This is a genomic window from Pseudomonas sp. ML2-2023-3 (assembly GCF_037055275.1).
GTDB lineage: Bacteria > Pseudomonadota > Gammaproteobacteria > Pseudomonadales > Pseudomonadaceae > Aquipseudomonas.
The window spans coordinates 4216525-4236225 of sequence record NZ_CP146343.1 but is presented as its reverse complement, the minus strand read 5'-3'; the positions used below and the strand labels follow the sequence as shown (position 1 = coordinate 4236225).

Below are 19701 nucleotides of genomic sequence, written 5' to 3'. Positions count from 1 at the left end.
ATTCTGCATCACTTTAACGGCCGCGCCTGAGCCGACTTGAACCGTGAAGGCCTCAATTACGTGACCAGCCCTCTTTTAGAAGCCGTATCGCTCGCCTGTGAGCGTGACTGGCGGATGTTGTTCGAGAACCTCGAATTGCGTCTGGCCAGCGGTGACATGTTGCAAATCAGCGGCCCCAACGGCAGCGGCAAAACCAGCCTGCTGCGATTGTTGGCGGGCCTGATGCAGCCGACGGCGGGGGAAGTACGCCTCAACGGTCAGGCCTTGAGCAGTCAGCGCCATGAACTGACGATCAACCTGCTGTGGATCGGCCATGCCGCCGGGATCAAGGATTTGCTCACCGCCGAAGAAAACCTGGGCTGGCTCTGTGCGTTGCACCGCCCGGCCACCCGCGAAGCGATCTGGACGGCACTGGCGGCGGTAGGGCTCAAGGGCTTTGAAGATGTGCCGTGCCACACCTTGTCGGCCGGCCAGCAGCGGCGTGTGGCGCTGGCCCGTTTGTATCTGGACAGCCCGCCGTTGTGGATTCTCGACGAGCCCTTTACCGCGCTCGACAAACAAGGCGTGGCGCAACTCGAAGAACACCTGGCCCGCCACTGCGAAAGCGGCGGCATGGTGGTGCTTACCACACACCATACGTTGAGCCGGATGCCGGCCGGTTATCGCAATATCGACCTGGGACAGTGGGCTGTATGAGTGTGTTCGCAACGTTGGTAACACGTGAGGCGCGCTTGCTGTTTCGCCGTCCGGCCGAGTTGGCCAACCCCCTGGTATTTTTTGCAATTGTGATCGCCATGTTCCCTTTGGCGGTCGGACCCGAGACTCAATTGTTGCAAACCTTGTCTCCGGGGCTGCTGTGGGTCGCGGCGCTTTTAGCGGTTTTGCTCTCGCTGGACGGGCTTTTTCGCAGTGATTTTGAGGACGGATCCCTTGAGCAGTGGGTCCTTTCGTCGCACCCCCTGCCACTACTGGTCTTGGCCAAAGTGCTGGCACACTGGCTGTTCTCCGGCCTGGCGCTGGTCATCCTGTCGCCACTGCTGGCCTTGATGCTGGGGCTGCCGGTAGCCTGCCTGCCGGTGTTGCTGATGTCGTTGCTGCTCGGGACGCCGGTATTGAGCCTGCTCGGGGCCGTGGGGGCTGCGCTGACCGTTGGTCTCAAGCGTGGAGGCCTGCTGCTGGCGTTGCTGATTTTGCCTTTATATATCCCGGTGCTGATCCTGGGCAGTGGCGCCTTGCAGGCGGCACTCCAGGGCATGCCCGCAACCGGTTATCTGCTGTGGCTTGGTAGCCTGACCGCCCTGGCAGTAACCCTGACACCCTTTGCTATAGCTGCCGGCCTGAAAATCAGCGTCGGTGAATAATGAGGTCTGGTCCCCGTGGACCAGTAAAGACCCTGGCTGGCATGACACTCGACCTGTCGTGACCGGCACCGTGATGGAAACAGCGTGATGAACTGGACTTGGTTTCACAAACTCGGCTCGCCCAAATGGTTCTATGCCATTAGTGGGCGGCTGTTGCCGTGGTTAAGCATTGCTGCCGTGTTGCTGATCACCTGCGGGGTGGTCTGGGGCCTGGCGTTTGCGCCGCCGGACTACCAGCAGGGCAACAGTTTCCGGATCATTTATATCCATGTTCCGGCCGCCATGCTGGCGCAGTCCTGCTATGTGATGCTGGCGGTGTGCGGTGTGGTGGGTCTGGTCTGGAAGATGAAAATCGCCGACGTGGCGCTGCAGGCTGCCGCGCCCATCGGTGCCTGGATGACCGCCGTGGCGCTGGTCACCGGTGCCGTCTGGGGCAAGCCGACCTGGGGCTCGTGGTGGGTCTGGGATGCGCGCCTGACCTCGATGCTGATCCTGCTGTTTCTGTATTTCGGCCTGATTGCCCTGGGCAATGCCATCACTAACCGCGACAGCGCGGCCAAGGCCTGCGCGGTGTTGGCGATTGTGGGCGTGATCAATATCCCGATCATCAAGTACTCGGTGGAGTGGTGGAACACCCTGCATCAGGGCGCGACCTTCACCCTCACCGAAAAACCGGCCATGCCCATGGAAATGTGGATGCCGCTGCTGCTCACGGTGCTGGGCTTTTATTGCTTCTTTGGCGCAGTGCTGCTGTTGCGCATGCGCCTGGAAGTACTCAAGCGCGAGGCCCGCAGCAGCTGGGTCAAGGCTGAGGTGTTGAAGGCACTGGAGGGCGCGCGATGAGTTTTGCTTCTTTTGGTGACTTCATCGCCATGGGCCATCACGGGGTGTATGTCTGGTCGGCCTACGGCATTTGCCTGGCGGTACTGGCGTTGAACGTGGCGCTGCCGATCATGGCGCGCCGACGTTATTTGCAACAAGAGGCGCGTCGTTTGCGTCGGGAGAATATGAAGTGAATCCGCTGCGTAAAAAACGTTTGATCATCATCCTGGCGATTCTGGTGGGTGTGGGCGCTGCCGTGGCCCTTGCCCTGAGCGCCTTGCAGCAGAACATCAACCTGTTCTATACCCCGACCCAAATCGCCAATGGCGAAGCACCACTGGACACCCGTATCCGTGCTGGTGGCATGGTTGAAGCCGGATCGCTCAAGCGTTCGGGCGACTCGCTGGACGTACAGTTTGTGGTCACCGATTTCAACAAGTCCGTGACCATCACCTACCGCGGCATCCTCCCGGATCTGTTCCGTGAAGGGCAGGGCATCGTCGCGCTGGGCAAGCTCAATGCCCAGGGCGTGGTAGTGGCTGATGAAGTGCTGGCCAAGCACGACGAAAAATACATGCCGCCTGAAGTCACCAAGGCGTTGAATGAAAGCGGCCTGTCCGCGCCTGTGCCGGCGAGTGAGGGTAAGTACTGATGTCTGGACTCTATATTCCTGAATTGGGCCATCTGGCCATGATTCTGGCGCTGTGCTTTGCCATTGTGCAGGCCATCGTGCCGCTGCTGGGAGCCTGGCGCGGCGACAAATTGTGGATGAGCCTGGCGCAACCCGCCGCTTGGGGGCAGTTTGCCTTCTTGTTGTTCTCGTTCGGCTGCCTGACGTATGCCTTCATGGCCGATGATTTCTCGGTGGCGTACGTGGCGAGCAACTCCAACAGTGCGTTGCCGTGGTACTACAAGTTCAGTGCCGTGTGGGGCGCCCACGAAGGTTCGCTGCTGCTGTGGGCCATGATTCTGGGCGGCTGGACCTTCGCCGTGTCGATCTTCTCGCGGCAATTGCCGCAAGTGATGCTGGCGCGGGTGCTGGCGATCATGGGCATGATCAGCGTGGGCTTCCTGCTGTTTTTGATCCTGACTTCGGATCCTTTCGTACGCTTGCTGCCGCAGATTCCTTCGGACGGTAATGACCTTAACCCGCTGCTGCAGGACATCGGCCTGATTGTTCACCCGCCGATGCTGTACATGGGTTATGTCGGTTTCTCGGTGGCCTTTGCTTTCGCCATTGCCGCCTTGCTGGGCGGCCGACTGGACGCTGCATGGGCACGCTGGTCCCGCCCGTGGACCATCGTGGCGTGGGCCTTCCTCGGTATCGGCATCACCCTGGGCTCATGGTGGGCGTACTACGAACTTGGCTGGGGCGGCTGGTGGTTCTGGGACCCGGTGGAGAACGCCTCGTTCATGCCGTGGCTGGTGGGCACTGCCCTGATTCACTCGCTGGCCGTGACCGAAAAACGTGGTGTGTTCAAAAGCTGGACCGTGCTGCTGGCCATTGCCGCGTTTTCCCTGAGCCTGCTGGGTACTTTCCTGGTCCGTTCCGGCGTACTGACCTCGGTGCATGCATTCGCCTCCGACCCTGAGCGCGGCGTTTTCATCCTGATCTTCCTGCTGTTTGTGGTGGGCGGCTCGCTGACCCTGTTTGCGTTGCGTGCGCCGGTGGTCAAAAGCCACGTCAGCTTCAAGCTGTGGTCGCGGGAGACCTTGCTGCTGGGCAACAACCTGGTGCTGGTGGTGGCCGCGTCGATGATTCTGCTCGGCACCCTGTACCCGCTGATTGTGGATGCCATCAGCGGCGCCAAGATGTCGGTGGGCCCGCCGTACTTCAACGCCATGTTCATCCCGCTGATGGGGTTGCTGATGGTGGTGATGGCGGTGGGCATGCTGGTGCGCTGGAAAGACACCCCGGTCAAATGGCTGTTGGGCATGCTGACCCCGGTGTTGCTGGGCAGCGCCGCGCTGTCGGCGATTGCCGGCGTGGCTTATGGCGATTTCAACTGGGCCGTGCTGACCACCTTTATGCTGGCGTCCTGGGTGCTGCTGGCCGGGGTGCGCGACATTGGTGACAAAACCCGTCACAAAGGCCTGGTCAAAGGCGTACGTAGCCTGACCCGCAGCTACTGGGGCATGCAGATCGCCCACCTGGGTATCGCCGTGTGCGCCCTGGGTGTGGTGCTGTCGAGCCAGAACAGTGCCGAGCGCGATTTGCGCCTGGCGCCGGGCGAGTCGATGGAGCTGGGCGGTTATCACTTCATCTTTGAAGGTGCCAAGCACTTCCAGGGCCCGAACTTCACGTCGGACAAAGGCACCGTGCGTGTGATCCGTAACGGCAAGGAAGTCAGCGTGCTGCACCCGGAAAAACGCCTGTACACGGTGCAGAACTCGATGATGACCGAGGCCGGGATCGACGCCGGTTTCACCCGTGATCTCTACGTCGCCCTGGGCGAGCCCTTGGGCGATGGCGCCTGGGCGGTGCGGGTGCATGTGAAGCCGTTTGTCCGCTGGATCTGGTTTGGCGGCCTGCTCACAGGTTTGGGTGGATTGCTGGCAGCGATGGACCGTCGCTACCGGGTCAAGGTTAAAAGCCGCGTGCGTGAAGCATTGGGCATGACAGGAGCCACGGCATGAGACGCTGGTTGATGCTGATCCCCCTGGCCGTGTTCTTGGGCATGGCGTGGTTTCTCTACAGAGGCTTGTACCTGGACCCGACCGAGTTGCCGTCGGCGATGATCGACAAGCCGTTCCCGGCATTCAGCCTGCCTGCGGTGGAGGGCGACAAGGTCCTGACCGAGGCCGACCTCAAGGGCAAGCCCGCGCTGGTTAACGTGTGGGCCACCTGGTGCATTTCATGCCGGGTCGAACATCCGATGCTGACCAAGCTGGCCGAGCAGGGCGTGGTGATCTACGGCGTGAACTACAAGGACGTCAACGCGGACGCGAAAAAGTGGCTCAAGGAGTTCCACAACCCGTACCAGCTGGACATCGACGATGCTGACGGCACCCTGGGCCTGAACCTGGGCGTGTACGGCGCGCCCGAGACATTCCTGATCGACAGCAAGGGCATCATTCGCCACAAGTTTGTGGGTGTGATCGACGAAACCGTGTGGCGCGAGCAGCTTGCGGGCAAATATCAGGCACTGGTTGACGAGGCCAAACCATGAAGCGCTGGCTAGCCGCTGTGGTGTTCGGGTTGACGTTGACGGGTATTGCCCATGCCGCCATCGATACCTACGAGTTTGCCAACGACGCCGAGCGCGAGCGTTTTCGCGAACTGACCAAGGAGCTGCGCTGCCCCAAGTGCCAGAATCAGGACATTGCCGATTCCAACGCACCGATTGCCACCGACCTGCGCCGCGAGATTTTCCGCATGCTGGGCGAGGGCAAGGACAACCAGCAGATCCTCGATTTCATGGTCGCCCGCTACGGCGATTTCGTGCTCTACAAACCGGCCCTGACCAGCAAGACGGCAGTGCTCTGGTTTGGCCCGCTGGCCTTGCTGGTGGGGGGGCTGGTAGTGATTGGCGTCATCGTGGGGCGCCGTCGTCGCACAGGGCAGACCGAAAGCTCGGACACACTTTCTGTCGAGGAGCGCAAGCGGCTCGACACTTTGCTGGATAAAACCAAAGATGATTGATTTCTGGCTCGCAGCAGGCCTGCTGCTACTCATAGCCCTCAGCTTTTTATTGATCCCGGTATTGCGTGGCCGCCGCGCCCAGCGCGAAGAAGACCGCACCGCATTGAATGTCGCGCTGTACCAGGAGCGTGTCGCCGAGTTGCAGCAGCAGCGCGAAGAGGGCGTGTTGACCCCCGAGCAATTTGAAACCGGCCGCGCCGAAGCGGCCCGCGAATTGCTCGCTGACACCGAAGGCGTTGCTCCGGGTCGGGTTTCCAGCCTGGGCAAGGCCATTCCGTTGCTGGCGGCTGTGCTGGTGCCGGTGCTGGGCTTGGGGCTGTACCTGCACTTTGGTTCCAGCGATAAAGTCGAGCTGACCCGCGAGTTTTCGCAACCGCCGCAATCCCTTGAAGAAATGGTCGCGCGCCTGGAGCGTGCCGCTGCTGCGCAACCGGATTCGGCCGAAGGCCTGTACTTCCTGGGTCGCGCCTACATGGCGCAAAACCGTCCGGCGGAGGCGGCCAAGGTGTTCGAGCGCGCTGCCAACCTGGCCGGGCGTCAGCCTGAATTGCTGGGCCAGTGGGCGCAGGCGAAGTACTTCGCCGACGACAAAAAGTGGAGTGACACGCTCAAGGCACTGACCGACGAAGCCCTCAAGGCCGACCCGAAAGAAGTCACCAGCCTGGGTCTGCTGGGCATTGCCGCCTTTGAAGAGCGGCGCTTCCAGGAGGCCATTGGCTACTGGCAGCGTTTGATGGATGAGCTGCCCGATGGCGATGCTTCACGTTCTGCCCTCGAAGGCGGTATCGCGAAAGCCCGCGAGCAGCTGCAGGCCAGCGGCGCCAAGGTGGAGGCGGCGCCGGTGGTCAAGGCGATGGCGTCGATCAAGGTGAGCGTCGATCTGGCGGATGCGGTCAAGGCCAGTGCCTTGCCGGGCGACAGCGTATTCATTTTCGCCCGTGCGGTATCCGGTCCACCGGCACCGCTCGCGGTCAAGCGCGTGACCGTTGCGGACCTGCCGATCACGGTTGAGCTGGGCGATGTCGACGCAATGATGCCGCAATTGAAACTGTCCAACTTTCCTGAAGTCCAACTGATGGCACGCATCTCCCGTGCTGGTCAGCCGACGGCGGGCGAGTGGGTAGGGCGTAGCCAGCCGTTGTCCAGCAGCACTCAAGAGCTGCAACAGCTGACGATCGACAGCCCGGACAAGTAATTTCCTGATTGTGGGAGCGAGCAAGCCCGCTCCCGCAGACAGAGGTTTAGCCGGCACAATAAATAATGACTCACAAGAGAAGTCACCATGGCCGTATTTGCACGCATCACCCTGCTCAGCCTGGTCCTTGGCCTGAGCGCCTGTGCGGTTCATCAGCCTTATGAGCCGACGGCGCCCTCAACGCCGATGCCGCCGCCGACGCCCCAGCCCTCCGGCAAACCGCTGCCGGACATGCCGATCCCGAAGGCGCCGAAACCCTTGCCACGCACCTCGGCCACCTTCGCCCCGCCGCCGGGTGGCCCCAGCCACTGGGATGCGCGCATGGGCGTTTACGTGCTGGACAACCAGACCAACATTTTCTACCGCCAGCGTGCCTACTACCGTTGGGACAACGGCTGGAGCCGTTCGGTGAGCCCCAACGGGCCGTGGGAAGAGACTGACATCAGCGGCGTGCCGCCAGGGTTGAGTCGGCAATTCAAGTAGTGCTCAACGGCGACCTTCGGGTCGCCGTTTTTGTTTGTGGTCGGACGTTGGGTGCCAACCAGCACAATTTGACTCGAATCTGTATACTTCACATCCGTCCGCGTCAGGGCTTTACGCTTCTGATGCAGGACTTATCTCCCGGCACCTGCCGGCCATTGCTGCAAGCACCGGGCTCAACGTGCTAGCGCACGCTTTGCCTTTTGACCTGGGACGCCACTTGCGTTCCGTCACTTGCCAGCCATCACTCTGACAACCCACGGACCTCTGTCCGCTATCGCCTGCCTGTCAGGAATTCCGGGTTGTTGCGCTTGCCGATTCCTGGCCTTTCGTTGCGTCAGTAGCGATTGCGCGCACATAAAAAGGAGAAAGGAATGTTTCAACTTTCCACCCTCACTGTGTTGCTGCTTATGTTTTGTTTCTATGGCCTGACTTTTCTGGTTTCTTTGCGTGTGGGTCGCAAGGAAGAAAATGTCGATGGTTATATGGTTTCCAATAACTCCATCGGTTTTGGCATGTCAGCCGCCAGCATGACGGCCACCTGGATCTGGGCGGCATCGTTTTATGCCGCCGCCACTGCGGGTTACAAATTCGGGATCTCGGGGGCGCTGCACTACGGCTTCTGGGGCGCGCTGATGATTTTGTTCATTTACCCCTTTGGCCGGCGATTTCGGCAACTGGCACCCAAGGCCCACACGCTCGCTGAAATCATGCATGCACGGCACGGGCGCTCCAGCCAGATGATTCTGGCGGGTTCCAATATTGTCGGAAGCCTCATCAGCCTGATGGTCAACTTCACCGCCGCCGGGGCGTTGGTGGCGGTGCTCTCGCCGCTTAGCTTTACCCACGGCGTTCTGATTGCGGGCGTGGGTATTCTCACCTACACCATCTGGTCGGGATTTCGCTCGTCGGTGCTCACAGATTTCGGTCAGCTGTTCGCCATGATCTTCGCTGCCGTGGTGATCATTCCGATTATTTTCTTTCAGCTGGGCGGCCCGGAACTCTTTGCCCAGGGCATGCCGAAGATCACGCCCGAGCAAGCCAGCTTCTATTCCAAAACCGCGATTCTTGAGCAGGGTGCACCGTACTTCGTCGCCGTGCTGGCCTACGCCATCGGTAATCAGACCATCGCCCAGCGCCTGTTTGCCGTGCGCGAGGATTTGATGAAGTCGACCTTTGTCACGGCCACCATCGGTTATGCCTCAATCGTGATCGGGCTTGGCATGCTGGGCTTTATGGCATTGCTGGCCGGTATCGAACCGCTGGACGGCGATCTCAACAACCTGATTCCGCAAATGGCTTCGACCTATTTGCCGCCTTTTGCGGTGGGGCTGTTTTTCATCATGGTGATTGGTTCGCTGTCATCCACTGCCGACTCGGATCTGTCCGCGTTGTCGGCACTGGTCATGACCGACGTGTATGGCAAGAACATCGCCAAGGGCAAGCCAAACCCCAAAACCATGTTGTTTGTGGGGCGCCTGACCATGGTGCTGGCAACGATGCTGGCAATGATTTTCGCCAGCATGAAACTCGACATTCTGACCATGCTGATTTTTGTCGGTGCGCTGTGGGGTGCCATCGTGTTCCCTGTCATCGCCAGCCTGTATTGGGAACGGATTACCAATGCAGCGTTTACCAGTGCGGCGATCGCAGGCTTTGTGATGTTTTTGGTCGCGCGGTTCGAGTTGCTGGAGATGCAGGGTTTGGTGGCGCTGTTTTTCGAATGTTGCGCCTCGATAGGTGGCGGGGTGGTGATCGGACTGATGGCATTCGGCTTCTTGGGTAAGCGCGCCGGGTTTGTGCTGGGTGCGCTGGCCTTTATGGTGTTTGCGCCCTTTGCGTTTGGTTTTTTACGTGATTACCCGGTACTGCTCAGCTCATTGACGGCCTATGGCGTCAGTACGGTGGTGTGTGTGCTGGTGAGTTTGCGTTCCAACCAGACATTTGATTTTGACTGCATCAACGAACGGGTGGTGGCTTTTCACCACAACCCTGAACCTGACACTGAAAACGGAGCCTCCCCATGTCCAGTTTCGCTTTGACTGCTTATGTATTGATCTGGCCGGCCATCGCGGCCGTGGTGATGCTGACACTGTGCGTGAGCCTGTGGCGCGACATGCGCAAGGCCAGGCGTGACGGTACAGATCTGGTTTAACCCGTGTAACAGGGGTTAAGACGAGAAGGCCGCGATCTGCTTGTACAGCCGATCGCGGCTTTTGTGTTTCTGCACCCGCGACAAAATCGCGCCATTTTTCCCCTGATTGTGTAGGGTGCTACGGGTCGTTATCAGGAGCTGGCCATGAGCCCATTTGAATTCAAGCAAGTTGATGTCTTCAGTACGGTTGCACTCAAGGGCAACCCGGTTGCCGTGGTGTTGAACGCTGACAGCCTGACCGACGGGCAGATGGCCGACTTTGCGCGCTGGACCAATCTCAGTGAAACCACCTTCGTGCTGAAACCGCAAAATCCTGAAGCGGATTACCGCTTGCGCATCTTTACCACCCTGAAAGAACTGCCGTTTGCCGGGCACCCGACGCTGGGCAGTTGTCACGCCTGGCTGGAAGCCGGGGGCACGCCCAAGGGTGAAGAAATCATTCAGGAATGCAGCGCAGGCTTGATCAGAATCCGCCGCGACGCCGGGCAACTGGCCTTTACGGCGCCGCCTCTGTTGCGTACCGGCGCTGTCGAGAGTGAATTGCTGCAACGTATCTGTGGTGGCCTGGGTATCGAGTTGCAGGCGGTGGTGCTGGCGCGTTGGGTCGACAACGGTCCCGGCTGGGTGGCGCTGATGCTGCGCGACCGCGAGCAGGTACTGGCTTTAAACCCTGATTACGCACAATTGATGGGCCTGTCCATCGGGGTGGTCGCGCCCTGGAATGCCGGGCGTGATGGCGATGAGGCGCAGTTTGAAGTGCGTGCGTTCTGTGCCGGTGAAGGCATGCCCGAAGATCCGGTCACTGGCAGCCTGAATGCCGGGCTGGCCCAGTGGTTGATCGGCGACGGTCTGGCCCCGGCGCGCTATGTGGCCAGTCAAGGGACGGCAATGGGACGAGCAGGGCGCGTAGCCATTGAGCAGATCGGGGACGATATCTGGGTGGGCGGCTCAGCAGTGACCTGTATTTCGGGGCAACTCTCGCTTTAGCATTCATGCTCCCTTGGCTTTCACCGCCCGTTTTGGCTTGGCCTTGCCGGTTGCGGCCTTGCGTTTCTTTTTCCAGGCAGGTGCCGCACCTGCCGGGCTGGCCGGGCCGCTGATGGTCAGCGTCAGGGCGCTGCAACGCTCGATGTGCTTGCTCATCCAGGCCGCCTGCTTGGCGACGAATACGTCGAGGGTCATTTCGCCGCTTTGCACCATGTCCAGCGCCTGTTCCCAGATGGCCGTGGTGCCGGGGTCGGCGATGGCGCGGGGCACGGCGTCGATCAGGCTGAAGGCGGGCGCCGTGGCGGCCAGGGCCTTGCCGTTTTTGATCAGGTAACCGCGGTCCAGCAAGCCCTGGATGATGCCTGCCCGGGTGGCTTCGGTGCCGATGCCGGTGGTGTCCTTGAGTTTTTGCTTGAGCAGTGGGTCTTGCACCAGCTTGGCGACGTTTTTCATCGCCTTGATCAGGTCGCCTTCGGTGAAGGGCTTGGGTGGCTGGGTCCACAGGTCTTTGAGGTTGACCCCGACAATCGCGCAGTCCAGGCCTTCGCGCAATACAGGCAACGGTTGTGGTGCCGGGGCTTCGCGGCCCTTGGCCGGGGCCAGGGCTTCGGGCAGTGCGCGCTTCCAGCCGGGCTCGACGATTTGCTTGCCGACGGCACGCACATTTTGTCCCGCGCAATCGAAGTCGGCCTGGGTGCGGTCGTATTCGTGGTTGGGCAGAAATTGCGCCAGGTAGCGTGCGCGAATCAGCGTATACACGGCGCGGTGTTTGCCGCTCAGGCGTTCGAGGTTTTTGGCAGCCGCCGTGGGGATGATGCCGTGGTGGGCGCTGACCTTGGCATCGTTCCAGGCCCGTGAACGGCGCTGGGGGTCCAGATGCGCGGCCAGTGGCCCCAATGCCGGGTCTGCGTGCTGCAGGGCGCTCAGGATCGACGGTGCTTCGCCGTGCTGGCTTTGTGGCAGGTAGCCACAGTCGCTGCGCGGGTAGGTGATCACTTTGTAGGTTTCGTACAGGGCCTGGGCGACGTCCAGGGTTTCCTGGGCGCCCAGGCCGAGTTTTTTTGAACACACCTCTTGCAGCGTGCCCAGGTCGAACGGCAAGGGTGCCACTTCACGCATGCGCTCGGTGCGCAGCTTGATCACCCGGGCGCTGCTCGCGTTGTTCATTGCGGCGGCGGCCTGCTGTGCATGGGCCTGGTTGAGGCAGCGGTCCTGGTCGTCGCACGTGTCGGGATCCGCGCGCCATTGCGCGGCGAACAACTGCCCGTCGTGTTTGAGTTGCACATCAATGGCCCAGTAGGCCACGGGGATAAAGTCGCTGATGCTGCGGTCACGGTCGACCACCAGGCGCAGCGTCGGGGTTTGCACCCGGCCCACCGGCAACACGCCCTGATAGCCGGACTGGCGACCGAGCAGGGTGAACAGGCGGCTCATGTTCATGCCGATCAACCAGTCGGCCCGTGAGCGTCCCAGTGCCGAGTGGTAGAGGTTGAAGGTTTCGGCCCCCGGTTTGAGTGCGGCCAGGGCCTTGCGAATGGAGGCGTCGTCCAGGGCTGACAGCCACAGGCGCTGGATCGGGCCGCGATAGCGGCAGTGCTCGACCAGCTCGCGGGCGATCATCTCGCCTTCACGGTCGGCGTCGGTGGCGATCACCAGTTCGCTGGCTTCCCCGAGCAGGCGCTTGACGGCCTTGAACTGGCTGGCGGTCTTGGGCTTGACGCGCATTTTCCATTTTTCGGGAACGATCGGCAGGTCGGCCAGTACCCAGCGCTTGTAGCGCTCGTCGTAGGCGTCGGGCGGGGCGGTTTCGAGCAGGTGGCCGATGCACCAGGTGACGGTGGCAGCGGGGCCGATCCAGCAGCCATCACCGCGTCGGCTGGCACCGAGTACGGCGGCGATATCTTTGGCCTGGGAGGGTTTTTCACACAAAAACAACCGCATCGCTCAACTCATTCAGGGTGCGCAGAAGACGCACAGCATGGGCAGAGACGGGCGCGAGGGCAAGTGTTTTTACTGGTTTTTTGTACAGCTATTGCGGGGAGGGTAATGCTCTTCCCGTAGGCGCTGCCAAGGAACGAAGGCTGCGAGCTTTTAACTTGCAGCGACGGGAGTCATGAGCTCGCAGCCTTCGTTCCTCGGCAGCGACTACGGCGCTGTCGAGGTTGGTGGGATTATTGACCGTTATAGATCTGGTCGAACACGCCACCGTCGTTGAAGTACTTTTTCTGCACGTCGCGCCAGTCACCGAAGGTTTTCTCAACCGACAGGAAGTCGACTTTCGGGAAGCGGTCGTTGTATTTGGCCAGTACTGCCTTGTCACGTGGACGCAGGTAGTTGTTGGCGGCGATTTCCTGGCCTTCAGGGGACCACAGGTACTTCAGATAGGCGTCAGCGGTTGCGCGGGTGCCTTTTTTGTCGACCACTTTGTCAACCACGCTCACTGGCGGCTCGGCTTCTGCCGATACGCTCGGGTAGATCACTTCGAACTGGTCGCGGCCAAATTCACGGGCAATCATTTCAGCTTCGTTTTCGAAGGTCACCAGCACGTCGCCGATCTGGTTGGTCATGAAGGTGGTGGTGGCTGCACGGCCGCCGGTGTCGAGTACCGGCGCTTGCTTGAACAGCTTGGCGACAAAGTCTTTTGCCTTGGTTTCGTCACCGCCGTTTTTCAGCACATAACCCCAGGCCGAGAGGAAGGTGTAGCGGCCGTTGCCCGAAGTTTTCGGGTTGGGCACGATTACCTGTACGCCGTCCTTGAGCAGGTCAGGCCAGTCGTTCAGGGCTTTCGGGTTGCCTTTGCGCACGATAAACACAGTGGCCGAGGTGAACGGCGCGCTGTTGTCGGGCAGGCGTGTGACCCAGTTTTGCGGGACCAGCTGGCCGTTGTCGGCCAGGGCGTTGATGTCGGTGGCCATGTTCATGGTGATCACGTCAGCCGGCAGGCCGTCGATGACTGAGCGGGCCTGTTTGCTGGAGCCGCCGAAGGACATTTGTATGTTGAGCTTTTCGCCGTTGTGCTCTTGTGCCCAGTGCTTCTGGAAGGCCGCGTTGTAGTCCTTGTAGAAGTCACGCATCACGTCGTAGGACACGTTCAGCAACGGCGGAGGAGTCGCTGCGTGAGCGACGCTGCCGAGGGCCAGGCCTACGGCCAGAATTGAAGCACTAAAGAGTTTTTTCACTGCGAATTCCTTGTTATGGAGAGCAATAAGGGCAATTTGCCAGCAACTATAGCGGCTGACGCATAGTCCTTAAAAGATTAAAAAGTGCTGTGGTTATGCATTTTTAGCAAAGAGTGCATTGCCGCAACGGGAACAAAAAGAAGCCGATTGTTCGTGGGTGTTTTTCTTGCAGGTGGGGCAGTCGTGCTTGAGCTGTTCGCCGCGCATGGCATTGGCCAGCTCGGCGGTGAAGATGCCGGTGGGCACGGCAATGATCGAGTAGCCGGTGATCATTACCATGGCCGAGATCACTTGGCCCAGCACGGTCTTGGGCACGATGTCGCCAAAGCCCACGGTCGTCAGGGTGACGATGGCCCAGTAAATGCTCACCGGGATGCTGGTAAAGCCGTTTTCCGGGCCTTCGACCACGTACATCAGGCTGCCGAACACCGTGACCAGGGTCGAGACACTGACCAGGAACACGATGATTTTCTGCTTGCTGCCGCGCAGGGCCGCGAGCAGGTAGTTGGCCTGGCTCAGGTAGGGTCGCAGCTTGAGGATGCGAAAAATGCGCAGCATGCGGATGATGCGGATAATCAGCAGGTACTGCGCGTCGCTGTAATAGATCGCCAGGATCCCCGGCACGATGGCCAGCAAATCCACCAGCCCGTAGAAGCTGAAGGCGTAACGCAGCGGTTTGGGGGAGCAATACAGGCGCAGGCCGTACTCGATGGCAAAGACAAAGGTAAAGCCCCATTCGATATAGGCCAGCATGTTGGCGTAGTCGCGGTGAATGCTGTTGATGCTGTCGAGCACCACCACCACCAGGCTGCACATGATGATCAGCAGCAGAGCGGTGTCAAAGCGCCGTCCTGCGGGTGTGTCGGCCTGGAAGACCATGATGTACAGGCGCTGGCGCCAATCCTTGTTGTCCATGCAGGTTGCTCGATGCCCAAATGTCAGAAGGTTCGAGTATTAACGCTCAATGCGCAACCTGCATTGTTCTTCGGTATCGAGTGCCTGGGGGCTGAGTATCCGTACGCTGGCATGTACCAGCCAGCAACTGAGAATAAACGGCGCCGTTAATGGCGCAAGCCCCAGGGCGGTAAACCCGGGTGTAAGCAACAGGGTGACGAGGATGCCGACTAATGGAAGCCACGGCCGACGTCGCTGCTGGCTCAGGGCCAATGCGGCGAGTAAAGGGTTGTAGCCTGCCAGCCCGTCCAGTGCGGCGGCCGTGTCCTGTTGATACAGCCCAAATGCCAGGCCCGCCAGCGAACCCGTAATGGCCCATAGCGCCGCCCGATGACTGCTCAGGCACAGGCCGAGCACAATCAGCAGCCCGGCAACGGGGTGCTGTAGCAGCATCACTTGGGCCACGCCTTTGAACACGGCCTGTACCAGCGTCAGGCTGTTGACGGCCTGATCGGGGTTCAGGGCAGGGGCAGGGGTGTTGTTCAGGTGCAGCAAGATCCAGCCAAGTGCCACAAACGGCGCGGTATAGGCCAACAGGCTTTGCCCGTGGGCGGCGCGTTTTAGCCACTGGTGAACGAGCATCGTGCTCAATCCTGCACTGGCAATAATCAGCAGGGGCAACAGGGCGGACCACTCCAGTTGGTGGCTTAACAGCAACCCCAGCAAGATGCCGTTGTAACTGTAGAGCCCGGCCTGGCGTTCGGCTTTGGGGTAGTCGCGACGTTGTGCGGTCAAGAGCCCCGCAACACCGCCCAGCAAGGCGCCACCGAGCAGGGTGGGAGCACTGAGCAGAATCGCCAGCAGGCACATCACTCCGCACAGCGGATGGCGCTGGAGGAAGATTTGGCTGAAACCGGCGCACAGGGCAGTCGCCCAGTCGGGGCAGGGGTGTGAACTCATGATTGTTACCTGGTAGTCGCTGCCGAGGCACGAAGGCTGCGAGCTCTTGATTGGCTCCCTGCATGATCAAGAACTCGCAGCCTTCGTGCCTCGGCAGCGACTACAGGTAGTGCGGTCTCCCCAAAAAAGGGCAGACCGGCGGGGTTACTTGTCGCGAATCGAGAAGTTGGCCATGTGTTCCAGGCCTTTGATCAGCGCCGAGTGGTCCCAGTTGCTGCCACCGATGGCGGCGCAGGTGCTGAACACTTGTTGGGCGTTGGCGGTGTTGGGCAGGTTGATCCCCAGTTCGCGGGCGCCTGCCAGGGCCAGGTTGAGGTCCTTCTGGTGCAGGCTGATGCGGAAACCCGGATCGAAGGTGCCCTTGATCATGCGCTCGCCGTGGACTTCAAGGATTTTTGACGAAGCAAACCCACCCATCAGGGCTTCGCGAACCTTGGCCGGGTCGGCACCGTTCCTGGCGGCAAACACCAACGCTTCAGCCACTGCCTGAATGTTCAGGGCAACGATGATCTGGTTGGCCACCTTGGCGGTCTGACCGTCGCCGTTGCCGCCGACCAGGGTGATGTTTTTGCCCATGCTCTGGAGCAGGGGAAGGGCGCGGGCGAAGGTTTTTTCGTCGCCGCCGACCATGATGCTCAGGCTGCCGGCCTTGGCGCCCACTTCACCGCCAGACACTGGGGCGTCCAGGTACTGCGCGCCCTTGGCGTTGATTTTTTCAGCGAAGGCTTTGGTTGCCGTCGGCGAGATCGAACTCATGTCGATCACCACCTTGTTCGGGCTCAGGCCTGCGGCGATGCCGTCTTCACGGAACAGCACGTCTTCGACCTGAGGGGTGTCCGGCACCATGACAATAATGAATTCGGCTTCCTGGGCCACTTCTCGCGGGCTGGTCAGGGCGATTGCGCCTGCGGCGACCAGATCGGCCGGTGCTGCTCCGTGATGGGTCGACAGAAACAGGCTGTGCCCGGCCTTTTGCAGGTTGCTGGCCATAGGCGAACCCATGATGCCTGTGCCGATAAATCCGATTTTAGCCATGACAAATCCTCTTGTTTTATGGGGTCTTTGTAGTCGCTGCCGCAGGCTGCGATAAGGCCCGCAGGGCCTTCAAGGGGGACTGCTGCGCAGTCCATCGCAGCCTTCGGCAGCGGCTACAGTGTTTTGTGGTTACACCGCGTTATGGGTCTTGAGCCACACCAGACCGGCTTCGGTGCTGGTCAGTGGCTTGTATTCGCAACCCACCCAGCCCTGATAGCCAATGCGGTCCAGGTGATCGAACAGGAAGCGGTAGTTGATTTCGCCAGTGCCCGGCTCATGGCGGCCCGGGTTATCGGCCAGCTGGATATGGTTGATGTGCCCCAGGTGCGTTTGCATGGTGCGGGCCAGATCGCCCTCCATGATTTGCATGTGGTAGATGTCGTATTGCAGGAACAGGTTGGTGCTGCCGACCTTTTCCTGAATGGCCAGGGCCTGTTTCGTGTTGTTCAGGTAAAAGCCCGGAATGTCGAGGGTGTTGATCGACTCCATGACCAGCTTGATGCCCGCCGCCTGAAGCTTGTCGGCCGCGTATTTGAGGTTGGTGACGAAGGTTTTTTCGATCAGCGCTTCGTCTGCGCCTTGTGGGCGAATCCCCGCCAGGCAGTTGATCTGGTCGTTGCCCAGTACCTGGGCGTAAGCAATGGCCAGGTCAACCCCGGCACGGAACTCCTCGACCCGGTCCGGATGGCAGGCGATCCCGCGCTCACCCTTGGCCCAGTCACCGGCCGGCAGGTTGAACAGCACTTGGGTCAGCTTGTTGGCATCGAGCTGCGCCTTGATCTCGGCAGAGCTGTAGTCGTAAGGGAACAGGTATTCAACGCCATGAAAACCAGCGTTGGCAGCCGCTTGAAAACGGACAAGGAAATCCTGTTCGGTGAACAGCATGGACAGGTTGGCGGCAAAACGCGGCATGGTGAACTCCTGCAAATAGGTGGCCCCTCTCCCTTAAGGAGAGGGGCAGTCAATTAATCCAGCATCGAAATGGCGGTCGGTGCATCGTTGCCCACCAGCGCCAGGTCTTCAAATTCGTTCACGGCGTTGATTTCGGTGCCCATCGAGATATTGGTCACGCGCTCCAGGATGATTTCCACCATCACGGGTACGCGGAACTCCTTGATCAGCTCCTGGGCCTTGCGCAGTGCAGGCTGGATTTCACTCGGTTCGAACACACGCAAGGCCTTGCAGCCCAGGCCTTGAACGACGGCAACGTGGTCAACGCCATAGCCGTTGAGTTCGGGTGCGTTGAGGTTGTCGAAAGCCAACTGAACGCAGTAGTCCATTTCAAACCCGCGTTGCGCCTGACGAATCAGCCCAAGGTAGGAGTTGTTCACCACGACGTGGATATACGGCAGGTTGAACTGTGCGCCCACGGCCAGTTCTTCGATCATGAACTGGAAGTCATAGTCGCCGGACAGCGCCACGACATTACGGTCGGGGTCGGCCTTGACCACGCCCAGCGCCGCAGGAATGGTCCAGCCCAGAGGGCCGGCCTGACCGCAGTTGATCCAGTGACGCGGCTTGTAAACGTGCAGGAACTGCGCACCGGCAATCTGCGACAAACCGATGGTGCTGACGTAGCACGTGTCTTTGCCGAATACCTGGTTCATCTCTTCGTACACGCGCTGGGGTTTGACCGGCACGTTGTCGAAGTGAGTCTTGCGGTGCAGCGTGGCCTTGCGTTGCTGGCAGTCTTGCAGCCAGGCGCTGCGGTTTTTCAGCTTGCCGGCGGCCTTCCATTCGCGGGCCACTTCGAGGAATACCTTGAGCGCGGAACCTGCGTCGGAAACGATGCCCAGATCCGGGTTGAACACGCGGCCGATCTGAGTTGGCTCGATATCAACGTGTATGAACTTGCGACCCTCGGTGTAAACGTCGACCGAACCGGTATGACGGTTGGCCCAACGGTTGCCGATGCCCAGTACCACGTCGGACTTGAGCAGGGTGGCGTTGCCGTAGCGGTGGGACGTCTGCAGGCCGACCATGCCCACCATCAGCGGGTGATCGTCGGCAATCGTGCCCCAGCCCATCAGGGTCGGGATGACCGGGATGCCGGTCAACTCGGCGAATTCCACCAGCAACTCACTGGCGTCGGCGTTGATGACGCCCCCGCCACTGACCAGCAGCGGGCGTTCGGCCTGATCGAGCAGGGCCAGGACTTTTTCAGCCTGCAACCGGGTCGCCGACGGCTTGGCCAGTGGCAGCGGTTCGTAGGCATCGATGTCGAATTCGATCTCGGCCATTTGTACATCGAACGGCAGGTCGATCAGCACCGGGCCTGGACGCCCGGAGCGCATTTCGTAAAAGGCTTTCTGGAAGGCGTAAGGCACCTGGCCTGGTTCCATCACGGTGGTCGACCACTTGGTGACGGGTTTGACGATGGTGGTGATATCGACTGCCTGGAAGTCTTCTTTATGCATCCGCGCCCGTGGTGCCTGGCCGGTGATGCACAGAATCGGGATCGAGTCGGCCGAAGCGCTGTAAAGGCCCGTCACCATGTCGGTGCCTGCCGGGCCCGAAGTGCCGATGCACACGCCGATATTGCCGGCCTTGGTACGGGTGTAGCCCTCGGCCATGTGCGAGGCGCCTTCCACGTGGCGAGCAAGGACGTGATCGATGCCACCGACCTTTTGCAGGGCCGAGTACAACGGGTTGATTGCGGCACCCGGGATACCGAATGCGGTATCGACACCTTCGCGACGCATCACCAGAACGGCGGCTTCGATTGCTCTCATTTTGCTCATTGTTTTGTGCCTCTTTCGTTTTGTAATTGTATACAAGTGGCTGTTGAGCGAGTGTATTCATCCTCCGCGGTGCAGGTCAATGGCTTTTGTTGAATCTGTGACTGATGAGTCCCAGTCCCTGTATTCAGGCACTGCCGGTATTTTTTAAATGATTGGCTTATTAAAATTGTATACAAAACAATTTTATATTGTGTTCTATTGACTGCATTGAATGCGCCTTGAAACGGCGCGCGAAAGGCTTTCCATAAC

The 19701-nt window shown here is 60.2% G+C and carries 20 protein-coding genes; 13 read left to right on the top strand and 7 right to left on the bottom strand.

The annotated features are described in order from the left end of the window. Positions 1–114: 114 nt before the first annotated feature. The 13 genes from ccmA (at position 115) to V6P94_RS19440 (ending at position 10643) form a co-directional block, all read left to right on the top strand. Positions 115–696, top strand: coding sequence for a cytochrome c biogenesis heme-transporting ATPase CcmA (gene ccmA, locus V6P94_RS19500; protein WP_405046756.1), 582 nt, complete (start codon positions 115–117; stop codon positions 694–696). After that, positions 693–1361, top strand: coding sequence for a heme exporter protein CcmB (gene ccmB, locus V6P94_RS19495; protein ID WP_133076033.1), 669 nt, complete (start codon positions 693–695; stop codon positions 1359–1361). Before ccmA ends, ccmB begins: the two co-directional genes overlap by 4 nt. An 84-nt stretch (positions 1362–1445) precedes the next feature. After that, positions 1446–2204, top strand: a complete 759-nt coding sequence (locus V6P94_RS19490) for a heme ABC transporter permease (protein WP_219261020.1) — start codon at positions 1446–1448, stop codon at positions 2202–2204. After that, positions 2201–2377: a heme exporter protein CcmD gene (gene ccmD / locus V6P94_RS19485; RefSeq protein WP_133076035.1), complete on the top strand. Its 177-nt coding sequence runs from the start codon at positions 2201–2203 to the stop codon at positions 2375–2377. The genes V6P94_RS19490 and ccmD overlap by 4 nt, the downstream gene beginning before the upstream one ends. Next, a complete protein-coding gene (gene ccmE / locus V6P94_RS19480; RefSeq protein WP_133076036.1) occupies positions 2374–2835 on the top strand; it encodes a cytochrome c maturation protein CcmE in 462 nt (153 codons plus the stop codon). Before ccmD ends, ccmE begins: the two co-directional genes overlap by 4 nt. Then, positions 2835–4820, top strand: coding sequence for a heme lyase CcmF/NrfE family subunit (locus tag V6P94_RS19475; RefSeq protein WP_326397656.1), 1986 nt, complete (start codon positions 2835–2837; stop codon positions 4818–4820). The genes ccmE and V6P94_RS19475 overlap by 1 nt, the downstream gene beginning before the upstream one ends. Next, positions 4817–5353 (top strand): DsbE family thiol:disulfide interchange protein, encoded by a 537-nt coding sequence (locus V6P94_RS19470; RefSeq protein ID WP_133076038.1) that lies wholly within the window; start codon positions 4817–4819, stop codon positions 5351–5353. The genes V6P94_RS19475 and V6P94_RS19470 overlap by 4 nt, the downstream gene beginning before the upstream one ends. Continuing rightward, positions 5350–5826: a cytochrome c-type biogenesis protein CcmH gene (locus tag V6P94_RS19465; RefSeq protein ID WP_133076039.1), complete on the top strand. Its 477-nt coding sequence runs from the start codon at positions 5350–5352 to the stop codon at positions 5824–5826. The genes V6P94_RS19470 and V6P94_RS19465 overlap by 4 nt, the downstream gene beginning before the upstream one ends. Further along, positions 5819–7021 (top strand): c-type cytochrome biogenesis protein CcmI, encoded by a 1203-nt coding sequence (gene ccmI / locus V6P94_RS19460; protein ID WP_133076040.1) that lies wholly within the window; start codon positions 5819–5821, stop codon positions 7019–7021. The genes V6P94_RS19465 and ccmI overlap by 8 nt, the downstream gene beginning before the upstream one ends. An 87-nt stretch (positions 7022–7108) precedes the next feature. After that, positions 7109–7504, top strand: a complete 396-nt coding sequence (locus tag V6P94_RS19455; protein ID WP_133076041.1) for a hypothetical protein — start codon at positions 7109–7111, stop codon at positions 7502–7504. Positions 7505–7875: 371 nt separating this feature from the next. Beyond that, entirely contained in the window at positions 7876–9543 is a 1668-nt protein-coding gene (locus V6P94_RS19450; RefSeq protein ID WP_133076042.1) for a sodium:solute symporter family protein, read from the top strand. Continuing rightward, complete coding sequence (locus V6P94_RS19445; protein ID WP_219261025.1) at positions 9525–9656, top strand: putative transporter small subunit; 132 nt, start codon at positions 9525–9527, stop codon at positions 9654–9656. The genes V6P94_RS19450 and V6P94_RS19445 overlap by 19 nt, the downstream gene beginning before the upstream one ends. A gap of 144 nt (positions 9657–9800) precedes the next feature. Then, the gene (locus tag V6P94_RS19440; protein WP_133076043.1) at positions 9801–10643 is read left to right on the top strand and encodes a PhzF family phenazine biosynthesis protein; all 843 of its coding nucleotides are present in this window, start codon (positions 9801–9803) and stop codon (positions 10641–10643) included. A gap of 3 nt (positions 10644–10646) precedes the next feature. On the opposite strand, the gene V6P94_RS19435 is transcribed toward V6P94_RS19440, so the two are convergent. From V6P94_RS19435 to gcl, 7 genes are all read right to left on the bottom strand, one after another. After that, positions 10647–12584, bottom strand: a complete 1938-nt coding sequence (locus V6P94_RS19435) for a DNA topoisomerase 3 (RefSeq protein ID WP_133076044.1) — start codon at positions 12582–12584, stop codon at positions 10647–10649. 230 nt (positions 12585–12814) lie between these two features. After that, complete coding sequence (locus V6P94_RS19430) at positions 12815–13822, bottom strand: sulfate ABC transporter substrate-binding protein (RefSeq protein ID WP_133076045.1); 1008 nt, start codon at positions 13820–13822, stop codon at positions 12815–12817. A 93-nt stretch (positions 13823–13915) separates the two neighbouring features. After that, complete coding sequence (locus V6P94_RS19425) at positions 13916–14737, bottom strand: ion transporter (protein ID WP_133076046.1); 822 nt, start codon at positions 14735–14737, stop codon at positions 13916–13918. Positions 14738–14776: 39 nt separating this feature from the next. After that, the gene (locus tag V6P94_RS19420; RefSeq protein WP_338648308.1) at positions 14777–15676 is read right to left on the bottom strand and encodes an urea transporter; all 900 of its coding nucleotides are present in this window, start codon (positions 15674–15676) and stop codon (positions 14777–14779) included. 144 nt (positions 15677–15820) lie between these two features. Further along, on the bottom strand, positions 15821–16711 hold the full coding sequence (locus V6P94_RS19415) for a 2-hydroxy-3-oxopropionate reductase (RefSeq protein WP_326397662.1): 891 nt from the start codon (positions 16709–16711) through the stop codon (positions 15821–15823). Positions 16712–16840: 129 nt separating this feature from the next. Further along, on the bottom strand, positions 16841–17623 hold the full coding sequence (hyi, locus tag V6P94_RS19410; protein ID WP_133076049.1) for a hydroxypyruvate isomerase: 783 nt from the start codon (positions 17621–17623) through the stop codon (positions 16841–16843). Positions 17624–17676: 53 nt separating this feature from the next. Beyond that, positions 17677–19452, bottom strand: coding sequence for a glyoxylate carboligase (gcl, locus tag V6P94_RS19405; protein WP_326397663.1), 1776 nt, complete (start codon positions 19450–19452; stop codon positions 17677–17679). Between the last annotated feature and the right edge of the window lie 249 nt (positions 19453–19701).